At 38.6% G+C, this 26,065-nt stretch carries 20 protein-coding genes; 19 read left to right on the top strand and 1 reads right to left on the bottom strand.

Annotated elements, in window-relative coordinates; all coding sequences use genetic code 11:
• The first annotated feature begins 39 nt into the window (after positions 1-39).
• From J6O61_RS18405 to J6O61_RS18385, 5 genes are all read left to right on the top strand, one after another.
• Positions 40-3,288 (top strand): alpha-mannosidase, encoded by a 3,249-nt coding sequence (locus J6O61_RS18405; protein WP_292215767.1) that lies wholly within the window; start codon positions 40-42, stop codon positions 3,286-3,288.
• A 279-nt stretch (positions 3,289-3,567) separates the two neighbouring features.
• Positions 3,568-4,623, top strand: coding sequence for an Rpn family recombination-promoting nuclease/putative transposase (locus tag J6O61_RS18400; protein WP_292215766.1), 1,056 nt, complete (start codon positions 3,568-3,570; stop codon positions 4,621-4,623).
• Between the two features lie 39 nt (positions 4,624-4,662).
• Positions 4,663-5,664 (top strand): hypothetical protein, encoded by a 1,002-nt coding sequence (locus tag J6O61_RS18395; protein WP_292215765.1) that lies wholly within the window; start codon positions 4,663-4,665, stop codon positions 5,662-5,664.
• A 152-nt stretch (positions 5,665-5,816) separates the two neighbouring features.
• A complete protein-coding gene (locus J6O61_RS18390; RefSeq protein ID WP_292215764.1) occupies positions 5,817-6,656 on the top strand; it encodes a hypothetical protein in 840 nt (279 codons plus the stop codon).
• A gap of 373 nt (positions 6,657-7,029) precedes the next feature.
• Positions 7,030-8,718, top strand: coding sequence for a CehA/McbA family metallohydrolase (locus J6O61_RS18385; RefSeq protein WP_292215763.1), 1,689 nt, complete (start codon positions 7,030-7,032; stop codon positions 8,716-8,718).
• 24 nt (positions 8,719-8,742) lie between these two features.
• On the opposite strand, the gene J6O61_RS18380 is transcribed toward J6O61_RS18385, so the two are convergent.
• The gene (locus tag J6O61_RS18380; protein ID WP_292146454.1) at positions 8,743-9,645 is read right to left on the bottom strand and encodes a helix-turn-helix domain-containing protein; all 903 of its coding nucleotides are present in this window, start codon (positions 9,643-9,645) and stop codon (positions 8,743-8,745) included.
• Positions 9,646-9,680: 35 nt separating this feature from the next.
• On the opposite strand from J6O61_RS18380, the gene bglB reads away from it, so the two are divergent.
• The 14 genes from bglB to J6O61_RS18310 all read left to right on the top strand — a co-directional run bounded on the left by bglB (position 9,681) and on the right by J6O61_RS18310 (position 26,056).
• A complete protein-coding gene (gene bglB / locus J6O61_RS18375; protein ID WP_292215762.1) occupies positions 9,681-10,772 on the top strand; it encodes a beta-galactosidase BglB in 1,092 nt (363 codons plus the stop codon).
• Positions 10,773-11,284: 512 nt separating this feature from the next.
• Entirely contained in the window at positions 11,285-12,256 is a 972-nt protein-coding gene (locus J6O61_RS18370; protein ID WP_292215761.1) for an ROK family protein, read from the top strand.
• A 136-nt stretch (positions 12,257-12,392) separates the two neighbouring features.
• Entirely contained in the window at positions 12,393-14,087 is a 1,695-nt protein-coding gene (locus J6O61_RS18365; protein WP_292215760.1) for a hypothetical protein, read from the top strand.
• Positions 14,088-14,203: 116 nt separating this feature from the next.
• Positions 14,204-15,220 (top strand): 5-dehydro-2-deoxygluconokinase, encoded by a 1,017-nt coding sequence (iolC, locus tag J6O61_RS18360; protein WP_292215759.1) that lies wholly within the window; start codon positions 14,204-14,206, stop codon positions 15,218-15,220.
• Between the two features lie 288 nt (positions 15,221-15,508).
• A complete protein-coding gene (locus J6O61_RS18355; protein ID WP_292215758.1) occupies positions 15,509-16,777 on the top strand; it encodes a helix-turn-helix domain-containing protein in 1,269 nt (422 codons plus the stop codon).
• 121 nt (positions 16,778-16,898) lie between these two features.
• Positions 16,899-17,813: a LysR family transcriptional regulator gene (locus J6O61_RS18350; RefSeq protein WP_292193599.1), complete on the top strand. Its 915-nt coding sequence runs from the start codon at positions 16,899-16,901 to the stop codon at positions 17,811-17,813.
• A 173-nt stretch (positions 17,814-17,986) separates the two neighbouring features.
• Positions 17,987-19,210 carry an ABC transporter substrate-binding protein gene (locus tag J6O61_RS18345; protein ID WP_292215757.1) on the top strand — a complete coding sequence of 408 codons (1,224 nt, stop codon included), beginning with the start codon at positions 17,987-17,989 and terminating at the stop codon, positions 19,208-19,210.
• A gap of 36 nt (positions 19,211-19,246) precedes the next feature.
• The gene (locus J6O61_RS18340; RefSeq protein ID WP_292193602.1) at positions 19,247-20,110 is read left to right on the top strand and encodes a branched-chain amino acid ABC transporter permease; all 864 of its coding nucleotides are present in this window, start codon (positions 19,247-19,249) and stop codon (positions 20,108-20,110) included.
• Position 20,111: 1 nt separating this feature from the next.
• The gene (locus J6O61_RS18335; RefSeq protein WP_292215756.1) at positions 20,112-21,131 is read left to right on the top strand and encodes a branched-chain amino acid ABC transporter permease; all 1,020 of its coding nucleotides are present in this window, start codon (positions 20,112-20,114) and stop codon (positions 21,129-21,131) included.
• Positions 21,132-21,134: 3 nt separating this feature from the next.
• On the top strand, positions 21,135-21,869 hold the full coding sequence (locus tag J6O61_RS18330; protein WP_292215755.1) for an ABC transporter ATP-binding protein: 735 nt from the start codon (positions 21,135-21,137) through the stop codon (positions 21,867-21,869).
• Positions 21,866-23,206, top strand: coding sequence for an MmgE/PrpD family protein (locus J6O61_RS18325; protein ID WP_292215754.1), 1,341 nt, complete (start codon positions 21,866-21,868; stop codon positions 23,204-23,206). The genes J6O61_RS18330 and J6O61_RS18325 overlap by 4 nt, the downstream gene beginning before the upstream one ends.
• A gap of 12 nt (positions 23,207-23,218) precedes the next feature.
• Entirely contained in the window at positions 23,219-23,923 is a 705-nt protein-coding gene (locus tag J6O61_RS18320) for an ABC transporter ATP-binding protein (RefSeq protein ID WP_292215753.1), read from the top strand.
• 23 nt (positions 23,924-23,946) lie between these two features.
• On the top strand, positions 23,947-25,329 hold the full coding sequence (locus tag J6O61_RS18315; RefSeq protein WP_292215752.1) for a dihydroorotase: 1,383 nt from the start codon (positions 23,947-23,949) through the stop codon (positions 25,327-25,329).
• 22 nt (positions 25,330-25,351) lie between these two features.
• A complete protein-coding gene (locus J6O61_RS18310) occupies positions 25,352-26,056 on the top strand; it encodes an isochorismatase family protein (RefSeq protein WP_292215751.1) in 705 nt (234 codons plus the stop codon).
• The last annotated feature ends 9 nt before the right edge of the window (positions 26,057-26,065 follow it).

Here is a 26,065-nt window from a genome sequence, read left to right as displayed (position 1 = left end):
GCTTTGGGAATTGTAGAACAATAAAACAGGGTGTGAAAAATGGGAAGAGCAGAAAAGTATAACAGAATAAAAGACACAATAGAAATGCTGGAGAATAGTCTTTGGGAAGATGTCAGACCGGTTAAAGATGTGATGACTGCTGATGGAATAAGGATAAAAGAAGTTCCGTATAATAGCAGAGAAACTGTACTTGATGATGTTTCAGGATGGGAGAAGTTTGAACAGGGCTCAGCTTGGGGAGAGCCCGATGGTCACTATTGTTTTCATGTGGCGGTGGAAATCCCTGAACTCTACAAGGGTAAAGAGGTGTTGTTCTTTTTATCCACAGGTGCAGAAGATATATGGAATACCAACAATCCACAGATGCTGGTATATATAAATGGGAAAAGGCGCTGTGGAATGGATATGAACCATAACAGTGTTACTATCTTTGATAAAGAAGATTGGGATTGTGGAAAAGATAGGGTTGTGGATATCAGGATATATGCATATTCAAATCTTGATAAAAATGAGAACTATCTGAACATGACAATTGCAGCCAGAAACGAAGCGGTTCAAAAGCTGTATTTTGACATGAAAGTGCCATTTGAAGCCATGCAGGCAATGCTTGGAATACCTTCGTCAAAGCGCGAATCTGTGCTTGATACAACTGCAGGAGCATTTGAAGAACAGAATAAAAATGTGGAAATCTCTGATGAGATTCTGGATAGTTTATCCACAAAGTTATCCACAAATGTGCAAAACTCCGTGAAAATCATACTTGATGGACTATCCACAGCGTGTGGATTAGTAGACGTGGAAAACGTGGAAAATAAAATATCGGTTACAAACAATTGTGGAAAACTCGCCAAAGCCGCAGATTTACTGAGAAAAAACCTATATGGCAAAGATTATCTTCCTGTCACAGTGGCAAGTGTCGGACATACACACATAGATGTTGCCTGGAAGTGGAGAATACGTCAGACAAGAGAAAAAGTTATCCGCAGTTACTCAACTGTTATGGAGCTCATGAAAAAGTATCCGGAATATCTTTTCATGGCAAGCACTCCACAGATGTACGAGTTTGTAAAGGAGGAAGAACCGGAGCTCTTTGAGGAGATAAAAAAACAGGTAAAGGAAATGCGTTTTGAACCCGAAGGCGGTATGTGGCTTGAAGCGGACTGTAATCTGACATCAGGAGAGTCTTTGGTGAGGCAGATTCTTTACGGAAAAGAATATTTCAAAGAGGAGTTTGGCGTAGATAGCAGAGTTTTATGGCTTCCTGACGTATTTGGTTATAGTGCTGCTCTTCCGCAGATATTGAAAAAGAGTGGGATAAAAGCATTTATGACGACAAAGGTTGCTTGGAATGATACCAACAGGATGCCACATGATCTTTTTAACTGGGAAGGCATTGATGGCAGTGTGATTCCTACCTACATAATCACCACATGCGATTACGATAAGGCGGTAGATTTAGGAAGAAATGGCAGGATTCTTAACTACACCTACAATGGAAGACAGAATGCGTCGCAGGTAATGGGGGCATGGGAAGCCTTTAGGGAAAAAGAATTAACGGATGTGGTCCTTGACTGCTATGGCTATGGAGATGGCGGCGGCGGTCCAACCTGGGAAATGCTTGAGATGAACAGAAGGCTTGAAATGGGAATCCCCGGAGTTCCAAGAACAAAGCAGGCAGCAGTTGGCGAGTTTTTTGAAGAATTATTAAAAGAGATTGAAGGCAAGGAAGTCCCAATCTGGAAAGATGAGCTGTATCTGGAATATCACAGAGGAACCTACACCTCTATCGGCAAGAATAAAAAGAACAACAGAAGGTCAGAGTATCTTTTAGCGGAGGCTGAGCTTTTGTCTGTATGCGCATTGTTACATGGGCATAAAGCTTATCCTGCAAAAGAGATAAAAGAAATCTGGAAAAAGGTCATGCTCAATCAGTTCCATGATATTTTACCGGGCTCCTCAATTGAGGAAGTTTATCAGGATTCTGATGTGGACTACGCAGACATAAAGAGAAGAGCAGAAATAATCATAGATGAAGCTGCAAAGGAAATTGATCTGTCAAAACTTATCTGCCATGTGGATAAAGCTGAAGGTAGTGACAATACTTGTGGTGAGGAAAAAGCTGTAAGTAATGACATTACTTGCGAAGATAAAGATGGAAAGATTTTTATAAATACAAGATTTTATTCAGTAGTAGTGGACAGCAATGGTGAATTAGAAAGTCTTTTTGACAAAAAATGTGGAAAAGAACTGAGAGATAACAATCAAAGCCCATTAAACAGACTGATCGCCTTTGAAGATAAGCCCAAGGAATATGACTGTTGGAACATTGATGCGGATTTTGAAAATGTGTCATGGGATATTACAGACATTAAAGAGTTGTCAGTTAGTCAAGGGGATAGTGGTAGCAATAGAATTGAAGCAGATTCTTGCCGTGAGATTGTAGTTAGCGTAAAGAGACCTTTCAGGAATTCTGAAATTCAGCAGAAAATTCACTTCTATTCAGATTCAAGGCGAATAGATTTTGAGACAAAGATTGACTGGCATGAGCATCAGACACTTTTAAAGGCAGCATTTCCTGTTGATGTGGATTCAGAACAGATTACATGCGAGACGCAGTATGGCAATCTAAAAAGAAACCTCAAGAGGGAAAACAGCTGGGATAGGGCAAAGTTTGAGTGTTGTGCTCATAAATGGATGGATATTTCTGATAAAGATGGCTCTTTTGGCGTCGCTGTACTTAATGACTGCAAGTACGGCTATGATGCAAAAGAAAAACTTATGAGACTTACACTTATTAAGTCAGGAATATTCCCGAACCCTAACGCTGATCAGGGACTTCATGAGTTTACCTATTCTCTTTTCCCTCATGAGGGTGATTACAGAGAGGGCAGAGTAATAGAGGAAGCCAGAAAGTTAAATGAGAACAGTCACTTCTATATTCCTGAGAGCAAGAGCTCTTTAAGCGGTCAGCCTTCTGACATAGTGGCAGCAGCTCTGCGTGGCATAATTGACATCGAAGAAAGTGGCGTATTCGTTGAAGCAGTTAAGATGGCTGAGAACTCAAATGATATAGTGATCAGATTGTTTGAGGGATACGGTGAAAAGCATACTGTTAAGGCTAGTATGTTTAATGGATATGATATTAGTCCGAAAGCAGTGAGTGAGTGTGACCTCCTTGAGCGAAAGACTGAAGTACATGATGGCTTTGGCTACGATGCTCAGAATAAGCTTTTGTCATTTGAGATGGAACCATTTGAAATAAAGACTTTTGTCTTATCAGTATCTTGACTCTTTTTGGTCCCTTGGGGACGGGGTTAGAGGGCCATTTTATTTTCTGTTATTATTTGAATTGATATAAAAGGATAAGGTGTCTGCTTATGAACTAATGTTAGCAGGCACCTTTTTGCTAAAAATTATATTTGCTTCTCAACACACTATGTGCTATTCTGACATGGTTGCATAAATCTTATGCAGTTTCAAATCCAATCGGAAAAGGCTTAGCAGTTCTTGCATATGCTTTTTTTCACAGGTTTTGTAAGTAATTAAAATAGAAAGGGGCATATGTGTATGTCAGAAGAAAACAATCAGATCAGTAATAGTAAGGAAAAGGACAGTGGAGCCAAAACCATATTTGGCAATGCCAATCTTTGTGCACAGTTATTGAGGAATTACTCAAACATTGAGGAGCTAAAGAGTGTTGAAGCGGAAGATATTGAGGATGTTACGGATCGCTATATTCCAATGTTCACAGAAGAGCGAAATGCTGATGTGGTCAAAAAAGTTCGCATAACAGGCGGAAAAGAAGTATTCATCACATTAATTGAACACAAAGCACAGGTAGACTATAATGTATGTATGCAGATTCTTCGGTATATGGTGTTTATCTGGGAGGATTATGCAAAGCAGCAGGAGAAACTTCATAAAGGAATAAGCAAGTCAAAAGACTTCAAGTATCCACCGGTATTTCCAATCGTATATTATAACGGCGTAGATAAATGGACAGTGGATAAGGCTTTTTCATCAAGAATTGCTCTTGGTGAAGTGTTTTCTAAGTATATTCCAAAGTTTGAGTATCATTTGGTTAATACAGGGGATTACAATCGTGAGGAATTACTGGATAGAGAAGATGGATTATCGCTGATAATGCTTATTAATAAGTTAAAGGATGCTGCTGAATTTAATTCGTTAGGCTTACCTAAGGACTATCTTGAAAACATTGCATTTAAATCTCCGGAGGATGTTCTTGAGACCCTTGCAAAAGTAATAGCAGTAGTACTTAGAAAGCAGTATGTACCGGAAGATGAGATTCAGGATTTTGTCAGTCATATAAAGGAGAGGGATATGAGTGATCTTTTTGAGGGATGGAAAGGCTTTAATGTACAGGAAGAGAGAACAAAGGGTAAAGAAATAGGCAAAGTGATAGGTAAAGATTTAAGCCTTATAACTTTAATCTGCAAAAAGCTTGTCAAAGGAAAAAGCATTGAAGCAATTGCAGATGAAGTTGAAGAAGATGAAGAACTGGTAACAGAAATCTGCTCCATAGCTAAAAAGTATCTTCCGGATTATGATGAAGAGAAAATTTATGATGAGTGGAAACAACAGAGTGGCTTGAAGGTGCAGTAAATACTGCATTTCAAGATAGATACAAATTATGAGGATGTTATGAAAAGAAATCAGAGAAAGACAGGAATCACTATAGCGGCGATTGTTGCTGCAATGGCCATGGCTGGATGTGGAGCCAAAGAAACAGAAAATGCTACATGGAGTTCAATTGAAAATCCAGCAGAAAGTAAGGCGGAGAACACCACAGGAAAAACAACGGAAACTGCATCAGAAAGCACAGCGGAGAATGTAACAGAAAATGGAGCAGGAAGTGCAGTAGAAAATACGGATGGGTTGACATATTCCGATGTGGAAAAAGGAACAGCCAAAGTGAAATATACTGGAAAAGGCGATGTTCCGGGATATTTGGAGCTGTCACAGGTACTTACAGTGGGTGAAAGCTATACCATTAGCGAAATATGTGATGCTTTAAAACAGATTGAAGATTTTCAGCAGGATGCTGAAATCACATATTCAAAGGTGGACTGCGGCAGTGACGGAGAAGAAGAACTGCTTGTTGAGGCCCAGCTTGGCGCCGGATTTGGTCTTGATATGATAATCAAAAGAATAAATGATGAATTAGTTATCTGCTATGACCAGAGCGCTACTGAAAGATCATATGTAACAGTTAATGCAGATGGAACGATTGAGAGCGGTGGAGCATCAGCTGCCAATATTCATGATGTGGATTATGCTTATGTAGATGCAAGCGGAGAATACAAATTCTTTTATGGGGTATCAGAAACACTTTCTTTGATGGAAACATATGACATTTATAAGGGTGATTCAGTAACTTCGATTTCCACAGAAGGAATAGATGCCGAGCACATGGCTGTTCTCGAGTATTATTTTGAGCAGAATTATGAGGAAAGAAATTCTTTCTATTCTTTCTATACATTTGATGATAGTTATAGCGAAGTAGAAACTGAAGCTGGAAAAGCCGATATAGCTGAACTGGGAGTCAGATTCAAGGACGAGGGATTTTTAATATATGATTCGGACGGAATAAATGCGGTTCTTAACGAAAGAGCGCAGGAAATCGGATATCCCGGCAGTTTCTAAATAGGGTAATTGAAATACATTATCAGCAAAAAAATATTGTTTCAAAATACAAATAATATATATTCAAAAAAATGATTATTAACTATATAATGTAATCAAAGAAACGGTGAATATTAAAAACTTTTTGTGAGGTATTTTAGGGGAGAAAAAGCATGGCACTGAGTATTTCAGGGATTGTAAGTGCGGTAAATAATTATTTGTATTCTATTTCGGATGTAGCTAAGGCTACATCTGAAAGTTCTGATACCACAGATCTGAGCGGAATTTCCCTTTTTCAAAAATATCTGAATATTGCTACGCAGAATAGCAGCGATTCTTCAGGAACAGAAGCGGCAGAGAAAGTTACGGCTGTCAATACGGATTCAAACAGCGATGCTTCGGCCGATACTGTAACTGTGGCATCTGATAATGCTTCCGGTGGTGTAGATGATGATGCAGCGGTAACGCAGGATACCCTTTCTGAAGAAATCAATTCAGTATTTAGTGATCTGGATATTGAATCAACAATTCTTAATAACATATCGAATCGCAGCGTTGATATCAGGTCAGAAATAACCAATAATATAGCATCACATACTGTGGATGTTAAGGCAGAAATACTTCAAAACATGGCAGAGCACGGAGCTGAACTTAGTGAGTCCTCCATTTCGGCAGTCGGAGAGCTGGCACCGTCTTCTACTGCAACGGATGGAGATTCGACTGCTAATTCAAATGCTTACAACGGGCTTCTTTCTCAGAATGCGTTAAAAGAGCTTGCTCAGTCAACATACTTTTCTGGAAATCTGCTTCAGAATGCTCTTATAAGCGGCACATCTGAAAACAGCACAAATAGTCAGGATATTTCACTTTCAGATCTTAATTCCAATTCACTTACTGCTAATTCGTTGGGGGCAGCAGATACGACTCTTTCACAAAGCGAATATGCTGCAGCACTTTTAAATGCCTACAAGACAACTCCGATCACCAGCGTTTTCGGAGATTTTCAGTTATAAAGCCAGGGCGAAAAAAGAAATTTATAACAGCAAGAGTTGTTTCTTATGATGAAAGCTACTCATATGATTGACAACAAAAAATGCAATCTTTTTAGTTAGATAACATAAAAACCGCGTAGATAATGCACGATTATGAAAATAAAATGTATGATATGGAGATATGATTATGCTCTATGTCATACATTTTTTAATGGCAGGGGAGAAAGGACATAATACGTTCATGCTAGCATGATAAGTATTATGGCTTTGAAACCCGAAGAATATGAGGAAGAAGCACTATTGTGCGAATTCCGAATGTTCTGGAATTGCGAGAGTTGCGAGCAACGGAGCAATTCGTGCCATTATTTTGCAGTTACAAAAGAGAGGAGCAATCATGAGTAAAGAAACAAAGTTTTTATCAATAGCCATCGGGCTATTGCAGGGGAAATTAAAAGAAGACGGCAAAGAAGATGCGGTAGCATCCAGGATGGATGCAGACAGACTACTTTCATTCACAAAATATGCGCTGGAAAACTACAAACTTAAAGGAAATAAAAGAGTAAATGAAGTAGATTATCCCGGGACAAATGACAGAAACAGATTTCATAATAACGGAATTGTAGATAAAAATGGAGCTCTTGGAAGCATTTATATAGAAACGAAATGCCATGGCCAGGGAACTCCGGCCCAGGTAAAGCTCTTTAAACTACTGCCGGGCGAAACGCCGGAAACCTTCAACAGAGTGAACGGTAAGATAACTATGATCCGCGACATTACCGGTTTTGACGGATGTCTTTCAAGAAAGCTCCCTGTAGGACGATACGTAGTAGAGATTTCCAAGGGAAGTGAGTATGAGATCATCACAGACTCTTTGGAAGTAACAGAAAATAAATATGAAAAAAGACAGTACGAATTAAATCACTTCATTGATCTTTCAGATGATGGATGGATTGCCGGAGATCTGCACCACCACTGTATTTATTCAAGCCCTGTGTTTGGCGGTGATGATGATGTGGTTGAATCTCCAAAGGAAGTTGCTAATTCCATGATGGCCATGGGACTAAGGTACGGAGCGCTTTCTGATCATCATAACGTGCTCAACCATGATTATTGGAGAGCCTGCAAGAGAGATGATTTTACTCCAATAGTGTCAAAAGAAATTTCCACATCTAATGGCCATGTTATGCAGATGGGCGTTGAAAAAGATGTAATATACAAAATTCCTGATGATGAGCACAGGACAGATGAGTATTTAAGGGCTGAGTTTGTTAGGATCACAGATGAGATCAAGGCAAACGGCGGCCTTCCGCAGATAAACCACCCAAGAGATCTTCAGAGATCCATCTCCTGGAATCCGGATTTTGAGGATATGCTGGACATCTTTGAAACCATGGAAATATGGAACGGCTCAGCGCCAATGATGATGGGAAGCACAGACTATGCGGCATATGAGCTGTGGCTAAAATGTCTTAGAAAAGGTCTTTTCCTTCCGGCAACAACAGGAAGTGATACCCACAATATTGCTGCAGACGACTATCACGTGCTCTATGACAATATTCTCGATACGTACGATTTGATAAAAGAAAACAAGTCAGAACTGGAAGAAAAGTATCCTGAAGAAACCCATGTATTTGAGCTTATATGTGAAAGTCTTTTACCAATACTTGAGAAATGGGCTGAGACCTGTCTTACAAGTGGCGGCGTCAGAACTTACATTCATGCGGGAGAAGATAGGGAACAGAAAAATCTTTTGCAGACCCTAAAGAGTGGACACAGCTTCTTAACTAACGGACCGATACTTATTCCGACTGTTAATGGCAAGCTTCCCGGTGAGAAACTCTGCGGTGAAAAAGAGCTCCATATAGACCTAAAGCTTTTATCAAACAGAGAACTTACAAAGTTGGAAGTTCATTCTGAGAATGGCCTGTTACAAGAAATAGAGCTTGATGCAAAAAAAGAAAACGGCTTCTACGATTACAGCCGGAAAATAGAACAGACTATAAAAGAAGACCGTTTTGTATATTTCATTGCAAAGAGTGATTGCACAAACCTTGCTATTTCAAATCCTGTGATTTGTGGATGATTGAAATAAATGTAACACCTGCATTTATTTGTGGGTGATAGCAGTTTGCCTATACTGCCTTGGCGAAGTTCCTGCTACTTTATTGAAGATGCGGTTGAACTGAGAAAACGAAGCGAAACCGCATTCTTCAGAAATAACTGAAATCTTATCGTTTGATGAAACCAGACGATATTGGGCATTTTTAATCCTGGTTAGCTGGATGTAGTTGGATAGATTAAATCCGGTAACCTGTTTAAAAACTCTGGACAGATAACTTGGGCTTACAAAGAACTGATCTGAAAGAGTATTTAGCGAAATATCTTCATTGTAATGAGCGTGTATATAGGATGAGACTTCATACATTTTCTGTTCAATAGAGTTATAACTCTGGTCATTGGTATAAATGTTTTTATCCTTAAGACTGTAAAGAGTGTACAAAAACTCCTGAAACTTAGTATGAATGTAAAATTCATCAGCAGGATTGCCATAGTACTGATGCTCTTTTGAAAAGATAAAAAGTGAGTTGAGAATATCGATAAGTTTCTGTCGGTCTTCAAGATCAAACCTGAAAATAGGAACCTCACTTTTGAAAGGCTGAAGAATTTCAGCGTAGGCATCAGCTGTTTCCGGGCTGTTCAGCTCATACATGAAGTCAATGATGATTCTTTTGCTGGGTTCGCCCTTGTAATAAACAGATTTATGCATGACAGAAGGCGCCAAAAGAACAATGTCACCCATGTGAATATTGTAGGGAACACCTTCAATAAGATGAGTAGCATTCGGCGCAAGAAGGATCAACATCTCATAATATGGATGGAGATGCTGGAATTCCATGTTTATAGAGGCATCTCTTTTATCATAATCAATATAGTAAAAAATATTGTTAGGGATGTTGTTGATAATTATATAGTGGTTGTCTTCGTAATAAACACTGTCATTTATAAGCATGAGAATAGTATATATGAAAAAGAAAGAGGTATCAAATGAAAGTCGATAATGAAAAGATTGAAAGCACATTAAAAATTCTGGCAGACAGTTTCCAGAAATTCCTTTATGAGGATGATGAATACTTTTTGGAAAATATGAAGTCAAAGAATCTGGCAGGAGATGATGTGTCAAGATATCAGCACTGGGAGTGGACTCAGGGCGTCGGACTTTATGGCCTCTTACAGATGTACGAAGAGACAGGAAAAGAGGAGTACCTTGCATTTCTTAACCAGTTTTATGAAAAAGAGATTTCTCTTGGGCTTCCTGCAAAAAACATAAATACTACAGCTCCTCTCCTTCCCTTGTCTTTTATTCTTAAGGAAAAAGAGAACCCTACGTACAGAAATGTATGTCATGAGTGGGCAGAAGCTATAATGAAGGACTTTGTACGGACTAAAGAAGGCGGTTTTACTCACAGGACTTCAGATAGCGAAAATGATCAGGAGCTCTGGGATGATACTCTTTTCATGACAGTAATGTTTCTTGCCAGCATGGGAGAAATAGAAGATAACGACGAATACAGACAGGAGGCCAGATATCAGTTTCTTTTGCATATCAAATATCTGGTAGATCATAAGACAGGTCTTTTGTTCCACGGATGGACCTTTAAAGGAAATCACAACTTCGCAGAAGCCCTCTGGGGCCGCGGAAACTGCTGGTTTACAATGGCAGTGCCTGAGTATCTGTCAATTGCAAAGGTTGAAGGCGCAGACAGAAGATTTTTGATAGAAGCGCTTAATGCTCAGGTAGAGGCACTTGAGAAGTATCAGGATGAAAGCGGAATGTGGCATACACTTGTAGATGATGCAACATCTTATGTGGAGACCAGCGCTACATGCGGATTTGCCTATGGTATATTAAAGGCAGTGAGAATGGGACTTATTGATCCAAGGTACAAAGATGTTGCACTTAAGGCACTTGATCCAGTACTTGCAAATATCGCAGATGACGGCACTGTTAATCAGGTTTCTTACGGAACACCAATGGGACGTGAATCCAAGGATTTTTACAAGCAGATTGAAATCAAACCAATGCCTTATGGACAGGCCCTGGCAATGCTGTTCCTTTTAGAGGTCATGAAAGCCTGACAGCTATTTCAGGGCTTTGGGTAAATTAACAAAAATAGATTTAATTACCCGAATGAAGCAGAGAGCCTTGGGTAAATAATGAAATGTATAAGTTTTTACCCAATGAAAAATGAGAAGACAGGGTAAGAAAGAAAATAATCAATATTTTACCCGAGGAAAAGTAGAAAGACAGGGTAAGAAACGTAATAATCATTATCTTACCCGAGGAAAACCAGAAAGATAGGGTAAGAAATGTAATATATATTTTTTTACCCAAGTTAGATGAAAGCTCGGGCAAAAAGGTTATAAACATATTTTTTATCCTACTAAAATGGAACACTTTGGGTACATGAGAAATAAATATGTACTTGACTTACATGATGCTAAACACACATATTTATCCAAAAAGAAAATCATCTTTTGTACAAAGATAGTATTTTAAAATATTTTAACTATGGGCTAACCCAAGATAGCAACTAAAGAATCAATACAATAAAATGAAGTTGGAAATTATAAATACATAGGGAAAAGATATGTTCAGAATAGGTGTTGATGTTGGTGGAACTAATATAGCAATAGGATTGGTTGATGAGGATTACAACATCATTGTTAAGACTTCTATAAAAACATCTGAGGCAAGTGAGTCGGAGCAGATGATTAGAGCCATAGCCTCAACCATAAAAAAGATTCTGGTTGATAACAATTTATCGGAAGCTGACGTAGAGGCGATTGGTGTCGGTGTTCCCGGAACAGCGGAGCTTACCACAGGCAGGATAATGTATGCCAACAATCTTGGCTTTGAAGAGGTACCTTTTTTACCAAAGTTAAAAGAAGCATTGGGTGATAAGCTTGGAGCAAAGACATCATTTGACAATGATGCTAATGCGGCTGCAATTGGTGAGTACATTACCGGTGGATACGATGTTGATAATTTCGTTATGGTGACTCTTGGCACAGGAATCGGTGGAGGAATCATCATAAATCATAGACTGCTTCGCGGCACTAATTTTGCGGCAGCAGAGTTTGGGCACATGACAATCAACCTTGATGGAGTTGACTGCAACTGTGGAAGAAAGGGGTGCTTTGAGGATTACGCTTCTGCCACAGCACTAATGCAACAGGCAGGGGAAGCCATGGAAAAAGATGTGGATAAGACTTCTGTTTTATGGGCGCTTTGTGGAAATCCAAAAGATATGGATGGAGAAGTCTTTTTTGAAGCGGTAAGAAAGAAAGATACGCTGGCGCTTGAGGTTCTTGATGGATTTACTACCTATCTTTCTGAGGGAATCACTAATCTTATAAATATCCTGCAGCCGGATGTGTTGGTTTTAAGTGGGGGAATCACAAGGGCAGCAGATCTTTTTCTTGATGATTTGAAAAAGAAAGTTGAAAAAGGAATATATTCAAGGAATAGCGAGAAAAATACAGATATTGTTTTGGCACATGGAATCAGTGATGCCGGCGATGTAGGCATTATTGGAGCGGCGCTCATTGATAGGGGCTGACAGGAATAAACTTAGAGAGCTGACATTTCTGAGTTTTTAGATAAAAGATAAAACAAATAAACGAAACATAATTTTATATTGTGAACCTACCGGACAAATTGTTATGTCCGGCGGCTTAGGTTTGGGAGGTCATAAGATGGAAAAACACTATCAGATTATTTTAAAAGATACAGAGGAGCTGGTTTACGAATCAATGCGCCAGCAGATCATGGATGAAGGAAGTCCAAATGTAGGTGCTTTTTTGGATGATAATCATATCCTGGATGCAAAATACACAATTTACAGAACAGCATCTATGATCGCTCTTTATTGCAACAGCGACAGTTCTTTATACAGGGATGAAGCTCTTTTAAAAAGGATTAGATTAGGCCTTGGCTTTGCTAAAAAAATGCAGCATGACACAGGTCTTTATGACTATGTTACATGTAATTTCAACTCTGCACCTGATACAGCTTTTTCTATAAAGAAGCTAATGCCGTTTTTCTTTTACCTGAGAGATGTTGTTGGTGATAAGAAAACAAAAGAAGAGCAGGAAATTTTCGAAACTATTAACGGAATTATCGAGAAGGCTGCAAAGGGCATCGTGACAGGCGGCTTCCACACACCTAACCACAGATGGGCAATCGCATCAACCCTTATGGAGTGTGCAAAGATCTACAATAATGATGATATGGTAAAGCGTGCAAACGAATATCTTGCTGAGGGTATCGACTGCAACGAAGATGGCGAGTTTGCCGAGAAGTCAGCAGGTAATTACAACCGTGTAAATAATGACGCCATGATCACTCTGGCAGAGGCAACAGGCGACACAAAGTACGAGGAGTATGCTGTGAGAAACCTTCACATGATGCTTCATTATTGGGAACCGGACGGATCTGTTTATACTGCTAACTCCACAAGATTTGATAAGGACAGACTTTCATATCCAACAGATTACTACACAGAATACATGCTCATGGGACAGCGACACAACATTCCTGAGTTCTATGAGATGTGCAACACTATCATCGATATTTGTCAAAAGAAAAATATGCTTGCTCCGGACAGTCTCATTTACTTTATGTGGTACCCGGAGTGGAGAAAAATAGAGCATGAGGGACTTTATGGAAATCCTGATTATCATGTCTTTTACAAAAACTCAGGCATTTCCAGAAATAAGTCCGGAAGATACACATACACAGCTATGAGCGGCAAGTCCAACTTCCTTTATTTCCATAATGGATCAATAAAGATGGAGATGAAGGTCGCAGGAAGCTTCTGCGAGCACAGAGCTTTCAAGGCTGACACAATGGAAGAGATAGAGGGCGGTGTTCACCTGCATCAGACAATGCACGGCTGGTATTACCTTCCCTGGACAGATGATAAAAGACCTGCTACCAGCGACTGGTGGGAAATGGATAATTCCAAGAGAGACAAGAAAATGGGTCCAGACATGGACATCGATGTTTGGGTTACAGAGTCAAAAGATAAAGACGGAATTGATGTACGTGTTAAGACAAGCGGCGTAGAGGGGGCACCTTGGAGAATTGAACTTTCATTTACAGGAGCAACATTCCTTGAAAATGGCCACCTTGCAACTCATCTTACAGGAAATGAAGCACTTACTGTAAAAGACGATTACGTAGAACTTTCTAATCACATGGATACTCTTATTGTGGGACCGGCTTTTGGTGCTCACAGATTTATGGAGGGTAAAGAGGATTCTGAGCTTAGAAATGCAGGAGCATCAACAATATACTTTACAGATTACACAGGATTTGACCATACAATTACTGTAAGGAATAAGAGGAGTCAGTTCAAAAATACTTTTGGGAAAAGGTATTATAGATAGGTAACTGGGTTTTGCTGATTTTTTAGAGAAGTATAGGTTATTACAAAAACGAAGTTGAAGAATATTTCAGCATTTTAGTTCAAGAGGAAAATCTTTGTAAAAAAGAGGGTATAGAGATGAGGTATGTAGAGTTTGATCAGAATAGGAACATGGACATAGTTTTCTTGGGGAGAATAGCTATAGACTTTAATCCTGTAGATTATTTTCATCCATTAGAAGAGTGCACTACATTCAAAAAATATCTTGGTGGATCTCCTGCCAACACATCTATTGGTGTAACGAGGCATGGCCTTAAAGCTGGCTTTTTTGCCAAGGTTTCTGATGACCAGTTTGGAGATTTTGTGGTTCATTTCATGGAAAGAGAGGGAATTGATACTTCTCATATCACAAGATGTATAAATGGCGAGAAGCTCGGCCTTACCTTTACAGAGATACTTTCTCCTACAGAGAGCAGCATCCTAATGTATAGAAACGAGATTGCAGATTTGCAACTCTCCGTAGAGGATATAGATGAAGATTATATTGCGAATAGTAAAGCTATTTTGATATCAGGAACAGCACTGGCTGCAAGCCCATCAAGAGAGGCGGCTCTTAAGGCGGTGATGCTTGCGAAAAAAAATGGAACAAGAGTAATCTTCGATATAGACTACAGGGCATACAACTGGAAAAATGATGATGAAATCTCAATCTACTATGCAGCTGTAGCAAAAGAAGCAGATATCATCATGGGCTCCAGGGAAGAGTTTGACTTAACCGAGAAACTTATTGAGCCAGGAAGAAGCGATGAACAGAGCGCCAATGCATGGTTTAATGAGAACGCCAAGATTGTTCTTATTAAGCATGGCAAAGAAGGCTCAACTGCTTATACAAAGGATGGCGAGAAGTATTCAATAAAGCCATTCCCTGTAAAAGCACTGAAGGGCTTTGGGGGCGGTGATGGCTATGCATCAGCTTTCCTATACGGAATCTTCTCAGGCTGGGAAATGATTGACTGCCTTGAGTTTGGCAGTGCAGAAGCTTCAATGATGGTAAAGAGTCACTCCTGTTCCGAGGAACTACCAACAACCGATGAAGTCAGAAAGTTTATTGAGGAAGAAAAGGCTGAGTATGGTGAGATGATTGCCAGAGGATGAAAATAAAGACCTGAAAATGCAAGGAAACTTTCTAAAATAGCTATAAAATGCAAGTTTACATATTTTTTATAAAGGCGAACTACAACATTTTGTTTTGGTGATTCGAAGAACACAACTGATAGAAAGAATCCTGATATAGGCAAAACATAATGCAAGAACATTTTTTATTTTATTAAAAACGGTGACCATCGTGAGGTGGTGCTTGACTCATGAGATTGTAAGAGCTACAATTCGATTAAACGAATCCGACTAATCGAATTGTGGCTTTTTTAGCTTTATGGAGGTTCTATGCAGATAGGAAGCAAGATTTTTGAAATACTTAAGAAGCGAGGTATAACACAAAAAGAGTTTTCGATGAAAACAGGAATAGCAGAGAGCACTATCAGCGATTGGAAGAGAAAAGGCTTTAATCCATCTGCAGCGAAACTTCCGGTTATTTGCAATGTGTTGGGAGTGTCACTAGATGAATTATTGGATGATGATGCAGATTCAAGTAACTCAAAAGAGAACATAGACTATTCTTTTTCATTAAGCAATGATGAGAAGAACCTCATCGAATTGTTTAGAAACGCAGATGCGGGGCAACAGAAGAGGATTTATTCATATGTGCTGGAATTGATGAAAATAAATGGTGAAACAGTTTCGATAGAATTAGAGAGCAACCCCCACGAAAAGCAAGACGATGAATTAGCAAGCAAGAAACTTCTGTGCAAGAGGCTTCGCAGGCTCTCCAGACTGGACAGGATAACGCTTGACGAGTCGGAACACGCTTCTGGTTTTAACAAGCATCTTTTCAAGTATTTTGATTTTATCGGTGTTGATAAATTGGATTATATCAAGAAATATCTGGAACATATCCAGCCTTTTATGATAAAAGAGGTAAAGACTCAGGAGAAATTTGATAATGCAATTTGTGTGCTCGATGAGTACTATAGGATTTCTGTATATATTAAGCTTGATGCGACTAAGGGAGAAGAGGTGATTGTTTCTTTTCATGAAAACAATAAAAATGGAGTTGCAAAAAGAGAACCAATAAAGAGAACTAATCAGGAAGTTTATGTTTTTCCGGAATCCATAAGCTCGCATGTTGTAGGAACTGACAAATATACTATAAATCTTTTTATTACCAGAGGGGCAACAAGTCTTCCGATGACAGTTTCTGCCAGAAAGTGTGATGATGAAGGCTTTTGGGTAAGGATGTCTGACATTAGCAGAAATATGATAGAAACAGCGAACAGTTATTTACAGGATTTATATACAGCGGAGCTTGATTATTCAGAGATTGAGCCATTTTATTCTCTTCAGCAGATATCATTTACTTCCTATGGAACAGATGTTTTTTCCGGAATATCGCTATTGATTGACAGCCTTTTAATGCAGATGAGCCCATTAAGCAAACAAGTGGCAGATTCGGCTTTGTGTATATTCTGTAGTACGATTGAGCTGCCCGATATCACTAAAAAGGAGCTGTTAGATACACTTCGAGAAAGATACAAAGTAAATTCTGTAAAGATACTTCCTGAGATTTTGAGGAGGGTGGAATTGAATCTGTTATAAACTGAGTTGTATTATTGAAATGGCGTAGTAAGATACAATGTGATAGAATAGAGAACTATAGGCAAAGGCGCTTTTTATGAGCCCTTTGTCTTTTTTTAATGAAAAAGAAGGGGTATAAGAAATGAACTCACGTCAATTAAAGTATATAATAACGCTCTCTGAAAGGCAGAGTTTTTCTGAAGCAGCTGATGTGCTTATGATTTCACAGCCCTCGTTATCTCAGTTTGTACAAAAACTTGAAGATGAATTGGGGGTTGCATTATTTGAGAGAACAAATCCGCTGAAAATAACTGCGGCTGGAGATTTGTATGTAAATATGGCAAAAAAAATGCTGTCAGATGAGGCTGAGTTCTATGAAAGATTGGACGATCTAACTGGCACATTATCAGGAGTATTGAGGATAGGTACAGGCTATCTAAATAGTATATCAACTTTACCTGAGCTCATAATGAGATACCAACAAAAATTCCCTAATGTACAAATCGAAATAATTGAAGATACTGAGCCTGAATTAAAAGGTATTGCCGATGATGGAAAATTGGATCTGGTTATGGCAACCAGTAATTTTGCAACAGCTAAATATGAGAGAGTAGTACTGTATGAGGAGGCTTTTTTGATGGCAGTACCAAAGGCCAAAGATAATAATCATCAAAGCAATAATAAAGAAATCAAGATGATTGAAATGAAGAATTTGTCTGATATTCCTGTTATAAGGTTACAAGAAAATACATTTATAAGAGAACTGTTGGATAGCCTATATGAAATTAGTTATAAAAGACCGAAAGGAACAATAGAATGTACAACGGCGACTGCATCATACGCTATGGCTAAATTGGGAATAGGGGCTTGTATGATTCCTTACAGTATGTATAAATCAGATTATTGTGAAGATCTTAATTACTATAGTATTAAAGAACTGGCTGATAAGAGACAAATATCGCTATATTATAACAGAGGCCGATATCTTACCAATGCAGCCAGGGAATTTATTGAGCTTTCAAGGGAAATGTATATTAATGGATTTAATGGGTTATAAGTAAATGGCTATACTTAGTATAATATAATTCGTATTGGAATAATCTGATTTTCGGTGTTAATATCCTTTTTAACAACTACAGATTTTACTATGGCAGATGAACAAGGGCGTTTATACATGTGTATAGACTGCCCTTGTTTTTTTGTATCTGTTGAATGGGAGAGGAGAGCATTATGAAGAAAAGAAGATTATTATCTATTGCAATGTCAGGATTGTTAACAATTCTAGCTGTTACAGGCTGCGGTTCCACAAATTCATCCACTGCCAGTGCATTAGGCGGTGGCAGCGTAATAAAAATCGGATCAGTACATCCGCTAACAGGATCATATGCGTATGAGGCTCAGGCAATCGTAAACGCCCAACAACTTGCTATTGATGAAATAAATGCAGCAGGCGGTATTGCTTCAATGGGAGGAGCAAAACTTGAATTGGAAGTTGGTGATAGTCAGGCAGGTGCTGACACAGGCGCGTCTGAGACTGAGAGACTAATTTCTGAAGGTTGTTCTATCATTACGGGAACATTCCAGTCTGGAGTAACTCTTACATGCATGCAGAAGGCAGAACAAAATCAGGTTCCATTCCTAGTTACAGTAAGCAACAATGTAGCGATGTTTGAAAATGGATTTGAATATTGTTTCAGAATACAGCCAAATGCAGATGTCTTTGCTCATGATTTTATTGAATACATCACTGAAATCAAAACAGATGATATAAAGACTGCAGTTTTGATCCATGAAGATTCATTAACAGGAACAGATTCAGGTGACATTATTGCAGAAAATATGGGTTCAACCGGAATCGAACTTCTTGACAGGATAACATATTCAGCAAGTACAGCAACATTAAGTACAGAGGTTACAAAGATAGCAGACTTAAAACCGGATTTACTTATAACAATCGGATATTTCGCAGATACATCTCTTTTGGTCAAAGAATTAAATGAAAGAGGAGTTGAACTTAAGATGGTATGCGGCGTTGCAAATGGCGGAATATCAGATACTAAGTTCATAGAGGATTTTGGTGACACAGTAGAGAATTATTTGGATCTTAACTATAGATTTAATCCTAACAGTGAGAAGACAGAAGAATTGCTTACATCTTATAAAGAAAAATATGGTGATGATATGTCAGTTCACGCTGTATGGGGATATGAAAGCATTTATGTAATTGCTGATGCACTTGAAAGAGCAGGAAGCTCTGACTCTGAAGCATTAAAGAAAGCTCTGCATGAAACTAATATTGAAGATCATGTTCTTGCCCAGGCGGGCCCAATTACCTTTGATGAAAAGGGAGAAAATGTGAATGCAGCAGGTGTACTGGTTCAAATACAGAATGGAAAACATGTAGTTGTTTATCCTAGGGAATTCGCTGAAGCAGAGTTGATCGTTGGAGAATAAAAGGTCGGGAACTGGCTGTTGTTGGGAGGAATAATTATGAATGCATTTTTTCAAGCGTCCATAGATGGAATACTGATGGGAGGAGTATATGCACTGGCAGCACTTGGAATTTCACTAATATTTGGAGTTATGAGGATTACAAATTTTGCTCATGGTGCACTTATTACAGTTGGGATGTATGTGACCTTTGAACTGTGTATTCTAATTGGAATTACTCCTTATATTGCATTACCTATAGTCATGATAATCATGTTTATTATTGGATTCCTCATCCAGAAGATATTTTTGAATCCTCTTATGGGAGTAGCTGGATACAACCAGCTGCTCCTGACACAAGGACTGGCAATTGTTATTGAGAATTTGATTTTGGTTATTTTTAGTGCCAACTATAAATCCGTAACGATTCCTGGATTTGATTCTGCTATAAGCCTTGGGGCATTAACTATTAACAAACCCAAGCTGGTAGCATTTATATTCGTAGCTGCTATTTCAATAGGAATCTACATCCTTTTGGAAAAAACAGATTTGGGGAGAGCTATCAGAGCTACTTCGGTGCAGCCTGAAGGAGCAACACTGATGGGGATTGAAGTTCCTAAGATAAATCAGATAGCTTTTGGACTCGGAATCATATGTGCGGGCGTAGCTGGAGCACTACTTACACCGACACAGTATATTTATCCTACAAGCGGTAATTCATATTCATTAAAGTGCTTTGTGATTGCAGTATTCGGAGGACTTGGCAATATTTGGGGAGCAATTGTTGCGGGATTGATAATCGGTGTAGTTGAGTCATTTTCATCTCTTTATATGGGCGGTTCCTGGAGTGAACTTGTCGTTTATCTGATCTTTATTATGACACTGATAATTAAGCCGACTGGTTTATTAGGAAAGAAGGGATGATATGATTAGTGATTTTTTAAAAAGGGCGACAAATTCAACAAATAATGGAAGGCTAACAGTCCAACAGATTGTAATCATTTGTGTTTTGAGTTTGGCAGTACTCTTATCACCATTATACGTGAGTAATTATAGATTAAATCTTATTATAGCAATTTTAACCTCAGCATATTTTGCTCAGTGTTGGAATTTGATGAGTGGATACACAGGTCAATTTTCATTCGGGCATGCAGCTTTTTATGGATTAGGGGCATATACCTCAAGTATTTTGTTCGTGGATTTGGGAATAAATCCATGGATCGGTCTTGTGTTAGGAATGATAGTAGCAGGGCTAGTCGCTGCAGGCATCGGTTATCTTTCTTTTCACTATAATCTGAAAGGCGATTATTTTGCACTTGCTACCATGGCTTTTTGTGAAATATTGAGAGTGCTGTTTAAGAATACCAAAGCACTTCACGCATCAAGCGGTGTATCTATTCCTTATAGTAAGAGCATTGCACTAATGCAGTTTGGGAGTAAACAAGGTTTTTTGTATGCAGCATTTGTGATGCTTGCAGCAATAACCTTTGCACTATACAAAATCCGTAGAACTAAGATGGGACTTTATTTTGTAGCTATAAGAGAAAATGAAGATGCGGCAAGAGCACTGGGAATCAATGCTTTTAAGTATAAAATGATAGCACTTATCGCTAGTGCAATGCTTTCGGCAATAGGTGGAAGTTTTTATGCACAGTATTATCTGTACATTGATCCGACAATTGCTTTCTCCAATACAGTATCTGTATCAGCAATCACACCATGTATTATCGGTGGTGCAGGAACAGTGTTTGGTCCAATCATTGGAGCAATGATCCTGGAACCTATTTCGGAGATAACAAACGCAGCACTTTCAAATTATATAGGTATGAATATGGTCGTATATGGACTGATCCTTGTAATAGTAATTATGGTAATGCCTAAAGGAGTTATTGGATTGACAAAGGAATTAGTTAACAAATATGACAAGAAGAAAGCGGAGGAATAGTATATGGCAACTTTGTTAAAAGCTAGAAATGTAACAAAAAAATTTGCCGGACTAACCGCAGTGGATTCAGTAAATTTGGACATTGAAGAAGGCGAGATTGTTGGACTTATCGGACCCAATGGAGCAGGTAAGACTACATTTTTCAATTCAATCACAGGATTTTATCCGGCAACTTTTGGAAGTGTAGAATTTGACAATCATGACATAACCAAACGATCAACATTTCAAAACTGTAAAGCAGGAATGGCCAGAACTTTCCAGATTGTACAGCCTTTCGGTCAATTGACTTCTTTGGAAAATGTTATGGTAGGTGCTTTTAATAGGGAAAGCTCTTATTCTGCAGCTGAGAAAATTGCGAGAGAAATGATCCAATTTGTAGGAATGGAAGACAAGATGAATTCCATAGTAGCAGATTTGACAATAGGAGATCAGAGAAAACTGGAGATGGCCAGAGCGCTGGCAACAAAGCCCAAGCTGCTACTTTTAGATGAAGTAATGGCAGGGTTAACGCCCACTGAAATAGAGGAATGTGTTGAACTGGTTTTAAAGATACGAAATTCAGGAGTAACAATTCTGATGATTGAGCATATAATGGCGGCTCTTATGAAATTGTCTGACCGTGTAGTTGTTCTCGATCACGGTAAGTTGATAGCAGAAGGGACTCCTCAGGATATAACAAAGAATGAAAGAGTAATTGAATCATATCTCGGAAGCGCATATAAGAAGGACATAAAATGATGATTGACAAAGAACTGTTGCAGGAACAATTGGATAGACAGGCAGATTTCATAGCGGGATTAAAGTATGAAGACTTGCCGGATGAAGCAATTGATCAGGCTAAAATGATTTTGCTTGACTCTATAGCGTGCATTGCCATTGGAAATAGTGAGTATATCGAAGATGCATTTCCTGAAGGTGGCTATCCGCTCATAGGAAAAAGACGGATTAGTAAAAGTGATTCCATTTTATTAAACGCTTCTGCAATGGTAAAAAATGAACTTGATGAAGGTAATCAGTTTGCTTTTGGGCATCCTGCGTGCCATATAGTTCCTTCTTTTCTTGCAGAGTGCCAGGATATCAATCCAACTGGTAAAGACGCGATTACAGCACTTGTAGCAGCTTACGAGGTGTCATGTAGGTGGGGAGGTGCAACAAAACTAAAATCACAAATGCATGTGCATGGAACTTCTCAAACTCTTGGTGCAGCTGCAGTTTGTTGCAAACTCAAAAAAAGAGATCGGGGATCAATAGTTAAATCCATAGTATTAGCAAACTCATTGCCGCAGGCTACAACTTGGACTAGTGCATTTCATGGCGATCAGCTTAGAAATATTTATATAGGGATGTCAAATTTAGTTGGTTCTATGGCATCGAATATGATTGATGCAGGCATAGAAAGCAGTGTGGATTCACTGTTATCTGTCTGGCAGGAAGTGCTTGATGGTGAAATTGATTTTGAATTGTTGAGCAAAGACATTGGTAAAAACTATCTGATAACAAAGAACTATTTTAAACTTCATTCAGCATGTAGATATACGCATAGTTTTGTAGATATGGTGAATCAGCTGATGACGGAAGGATTGGAAGTCGGAAATATCGAAAAAATAGAGATTGAGACTTACAGTGCAGCTTCAAAATTAAAAAGCCAAGAGGCAGAAAATGCGTTTGCAGCTAAGTTTTCTATTCCGGTCACGCTCGCAACAAATATTGTAAAGGGAAGTCTTTCGGTAGGAGATATCACAGATGAAAACATAAAAGATCCACAAATAACTGAATTGGCTAAAAAGATTGAAGTAAATGAAAATAAGGATTTTACAAAATTGTTGCCAGATGTTCGAAGAAATCACATGAGAATAGTACAGAAAGATGGGAAGGTAATTGAAAAAGATTCTTCAGTTACAAAAGGAGACTATCTTGATCCATTTGATAACAAAGAGCTGGTGAAAAAGTTCAAAAGTCTCACAAAAAACATATGGGATGAGAAATCACAAGAAGTAATTATTGATTATATCAGTCATTTGGAGGAAAAAGAAAACATTCAAGATCTTATTAAGATGACTGTAAATGATAAATGAGGAGGAAACAGTATGCTGGAGATCAAGGATTTATACGTCAATTATGGAAATCTGCAGATTATTCAGGGAGTTTCAATGACGGTAAAAGATGGAGAAATGATATCACTTGTTGGTTCCAATGGAGCGGGAAAGACAACACTGTTGAAAGCAATATCCGGTCTTAAAAAAATCAATTCAGGAAGTATCGTTTTTGACGGCGTTGATTTAACAAAACTGAATCCTTCTAAAATTGCTGAGCATGGTGTAGTGCAGGTTCCCGAAGGAAGAAAGCTATTTCCAGATATGTCAGTGCAGGAAAATCTTGAACTTGGATCTTATTTGAAAGGCCCCAAGCAAAAGAGAAAAGATACTTTGGAATATGTTTATAACATGATGCCGGATTTGAAAGTTAAGGCTAAGCAGTCTGCAGGATCATTATCAGGCGGGCAGCAACAGATGGTGGCAATAGGACGTGGTCTTATGTGTTGTCCTAAGTTATTGATTTTTGATGAACCTTCAATTGGTTTGTCACCGCTACTTACAGATATCATGTTCGACATCATAGAAAAGGTAAAAAAAGATGGAGTAACCATTATGCTGGTTGAGCAGAATGTTCAAAATGCGTTGAAACTTGCAGACAGAGGTTATGTTTTGGAACAGGGGATTATATCTATGGAAGGCAAGGCTTCGGATCTGTTACAGGATGAAAACTTAAAGAAAGCATATTTGGGAATGTGATCATATTAACAGGAGGCATAGATATGGGTGAAATGCTTATAAAAAATGGGAATGTAGTATTTGAAGAAGACACATATCCTGCAGATATTTTGATAAGAGATGGTAAGATTGCTGCTTTTTTTAAACCAGGAGAGTGCAAAGAGACTGTTGATGAAATTCTGGATGTGAGTGGGCTATATGTTATGCCAGGATCGATTGATCCGCATACTCACTGGGGAATTTATAAGGACTATAAAGAGGATGTTGTTGAAGATTCAAAAAGAGCTGTAATCGGAGGATTAACAACAGTTCTTCAGTTCCATAGACACAACTATGATTACTTTGATACAGTGCCTGACTATATAAAGTTTTGTGATGAGAAATCAATGGTTGATTATACTTTTTCACTGGGGTTGGTAAAGAAGTCTCAGGTAGCTGATATAGAAAGATATATGAAAGAACTTCATGTGACTTCATTTAAGTTCTATCTGGATAAGACAAATCGCTTGGAAGAGCATTATGGACTCACTCCTGGGACAGGACTTTTGGGTAATAAACGAGAGGTAATGGATATTCTTAAAAAGCTTAAGGAATTGAACAAAGATGCAGTTCTTTGTCTTCATTGTGAGGATACAGAGATTTTCTATCCTGAACAGAGATTAACTTTTGATAATCCTGAACTTGATCAGTATAACCTTAGTTCTTATTCTAAGGCAAGGCCAGATTTTGGCGAGGCAAGCGCGGTTTTAAGTGTACTTTGGGTCAATCATGTAGTAGATGGAAATATTTATATCGTGCATAACAGCGCAGGAGATGATGTGCGACTTGCAAGGCAGTTAAAACCCATATTGAAGGGGAAAGTTGGACTTGAGACATGCCCACATTACCTGGTGCTTGATGAAAATGCTCCTGCTAAATTGAATGCGACAGTTGTACCTCCGATTAGAACAGCAGATGATAGCGAAGAACTCTGGAAAGGAATAGAGGACGGGACAATCACATCAATGGGAACAGATAATTGTCCATGTGATCTCTCGACAAAATACAAAAAGGGCAAAGATATTGAGCATGTTATTCCTGGATTTCCCGGAGCTGGAATGATATTACCCACACTCATAAATGACGGATATCATAAACGGGGAATATCCTTAAGCCAGCTATCTAAAGTAAATAGTATTAATTCGGCTCGCAAATTTGGCTTGAAGACAAAGGGTGAGATGAGAGTGGGATATGATGCAGACTTCGCCATTATGGATCTCGATTGGGAGAGAACTATCGATAAAGAGTTGTTTGGTCATTGTGATTTCTCTATATATGATGGAATGACTTTTAAGGGGTGGCCAAGATATACGATGGTAAGAGGGAAAATAGTTCAGAAAGATGGCAAGATAGTTTCTGAACCAACAGGTAAATTTATTCCAAGGTAATGATATGTCAGGAGGAGATATTATGGGAGAACAACATTGCTGGGATGATCTTCTTTCAGAAGTAGACAAAATAGTTATAGAAAAAGGTGGATATGGACAGACACGTGGATTTGGAAAAAAGCCGCTTCTATTAATTATAGATTGTCAGCCCAATTACCTTGGAGCAGACAAACCTATAGAGGAACAGCTTGATGAGTGGCCTTCAGGTGGAGGGGAAAAGGCATGGGCTTCTCTTAGAAGAATCATCTCTTTGAGAGATGTGGCAAGAGAATGCGGAATACCAATTATGTATACCAGGAATGTTCAAAAGCAGACTTTAGCGTTTGATGGTTTTTCATCAAAAACAAAGAGGGATCAGACTAAGTATTTAGATGGAAACCCGGCGAGTGAATTAGTCCCGGATTTAGCCCCGCTGCCAAATGAGCTGGTTATTCCCAAGGCCTATGCAAGTGTATTTTATGGAACGCCATTTGAAAGTTATCTGGTAAAGCTTGGTATAGATACTTTAATAATAGTAGGAAATTCTAGCAGTGGATGCTGTAGAGCAACCGCCATTGATGCGATAACACGAAGCTATAACCTTGGGTATGTAGAAGATTGTATTACAGATAGAATTGAGGCATCACACAAAGTGGCAATGCTTGATATCTGGATGAAATATGGCGATGTGATAAAGAGCGATTATGTTAAAGAATATTTTTATTCATTAAAAGAAAAAGAAGCGTAAGGAGTGAAT

It is taken from the genome of Butyrivibrio sp., assembly GCF_017635265.1.
In the GTDB taxonomy this organism is placed as follows: domain Bacteria; phylum Bacillota; class Clostridia; order Lachnospirales; family Lachnospiraceae; genus Butyrivibrio.
Note: the sequence above shows the minus strand (reverse complement) of the source record. Positions and strands in the feature narration are given on the sequence as shown.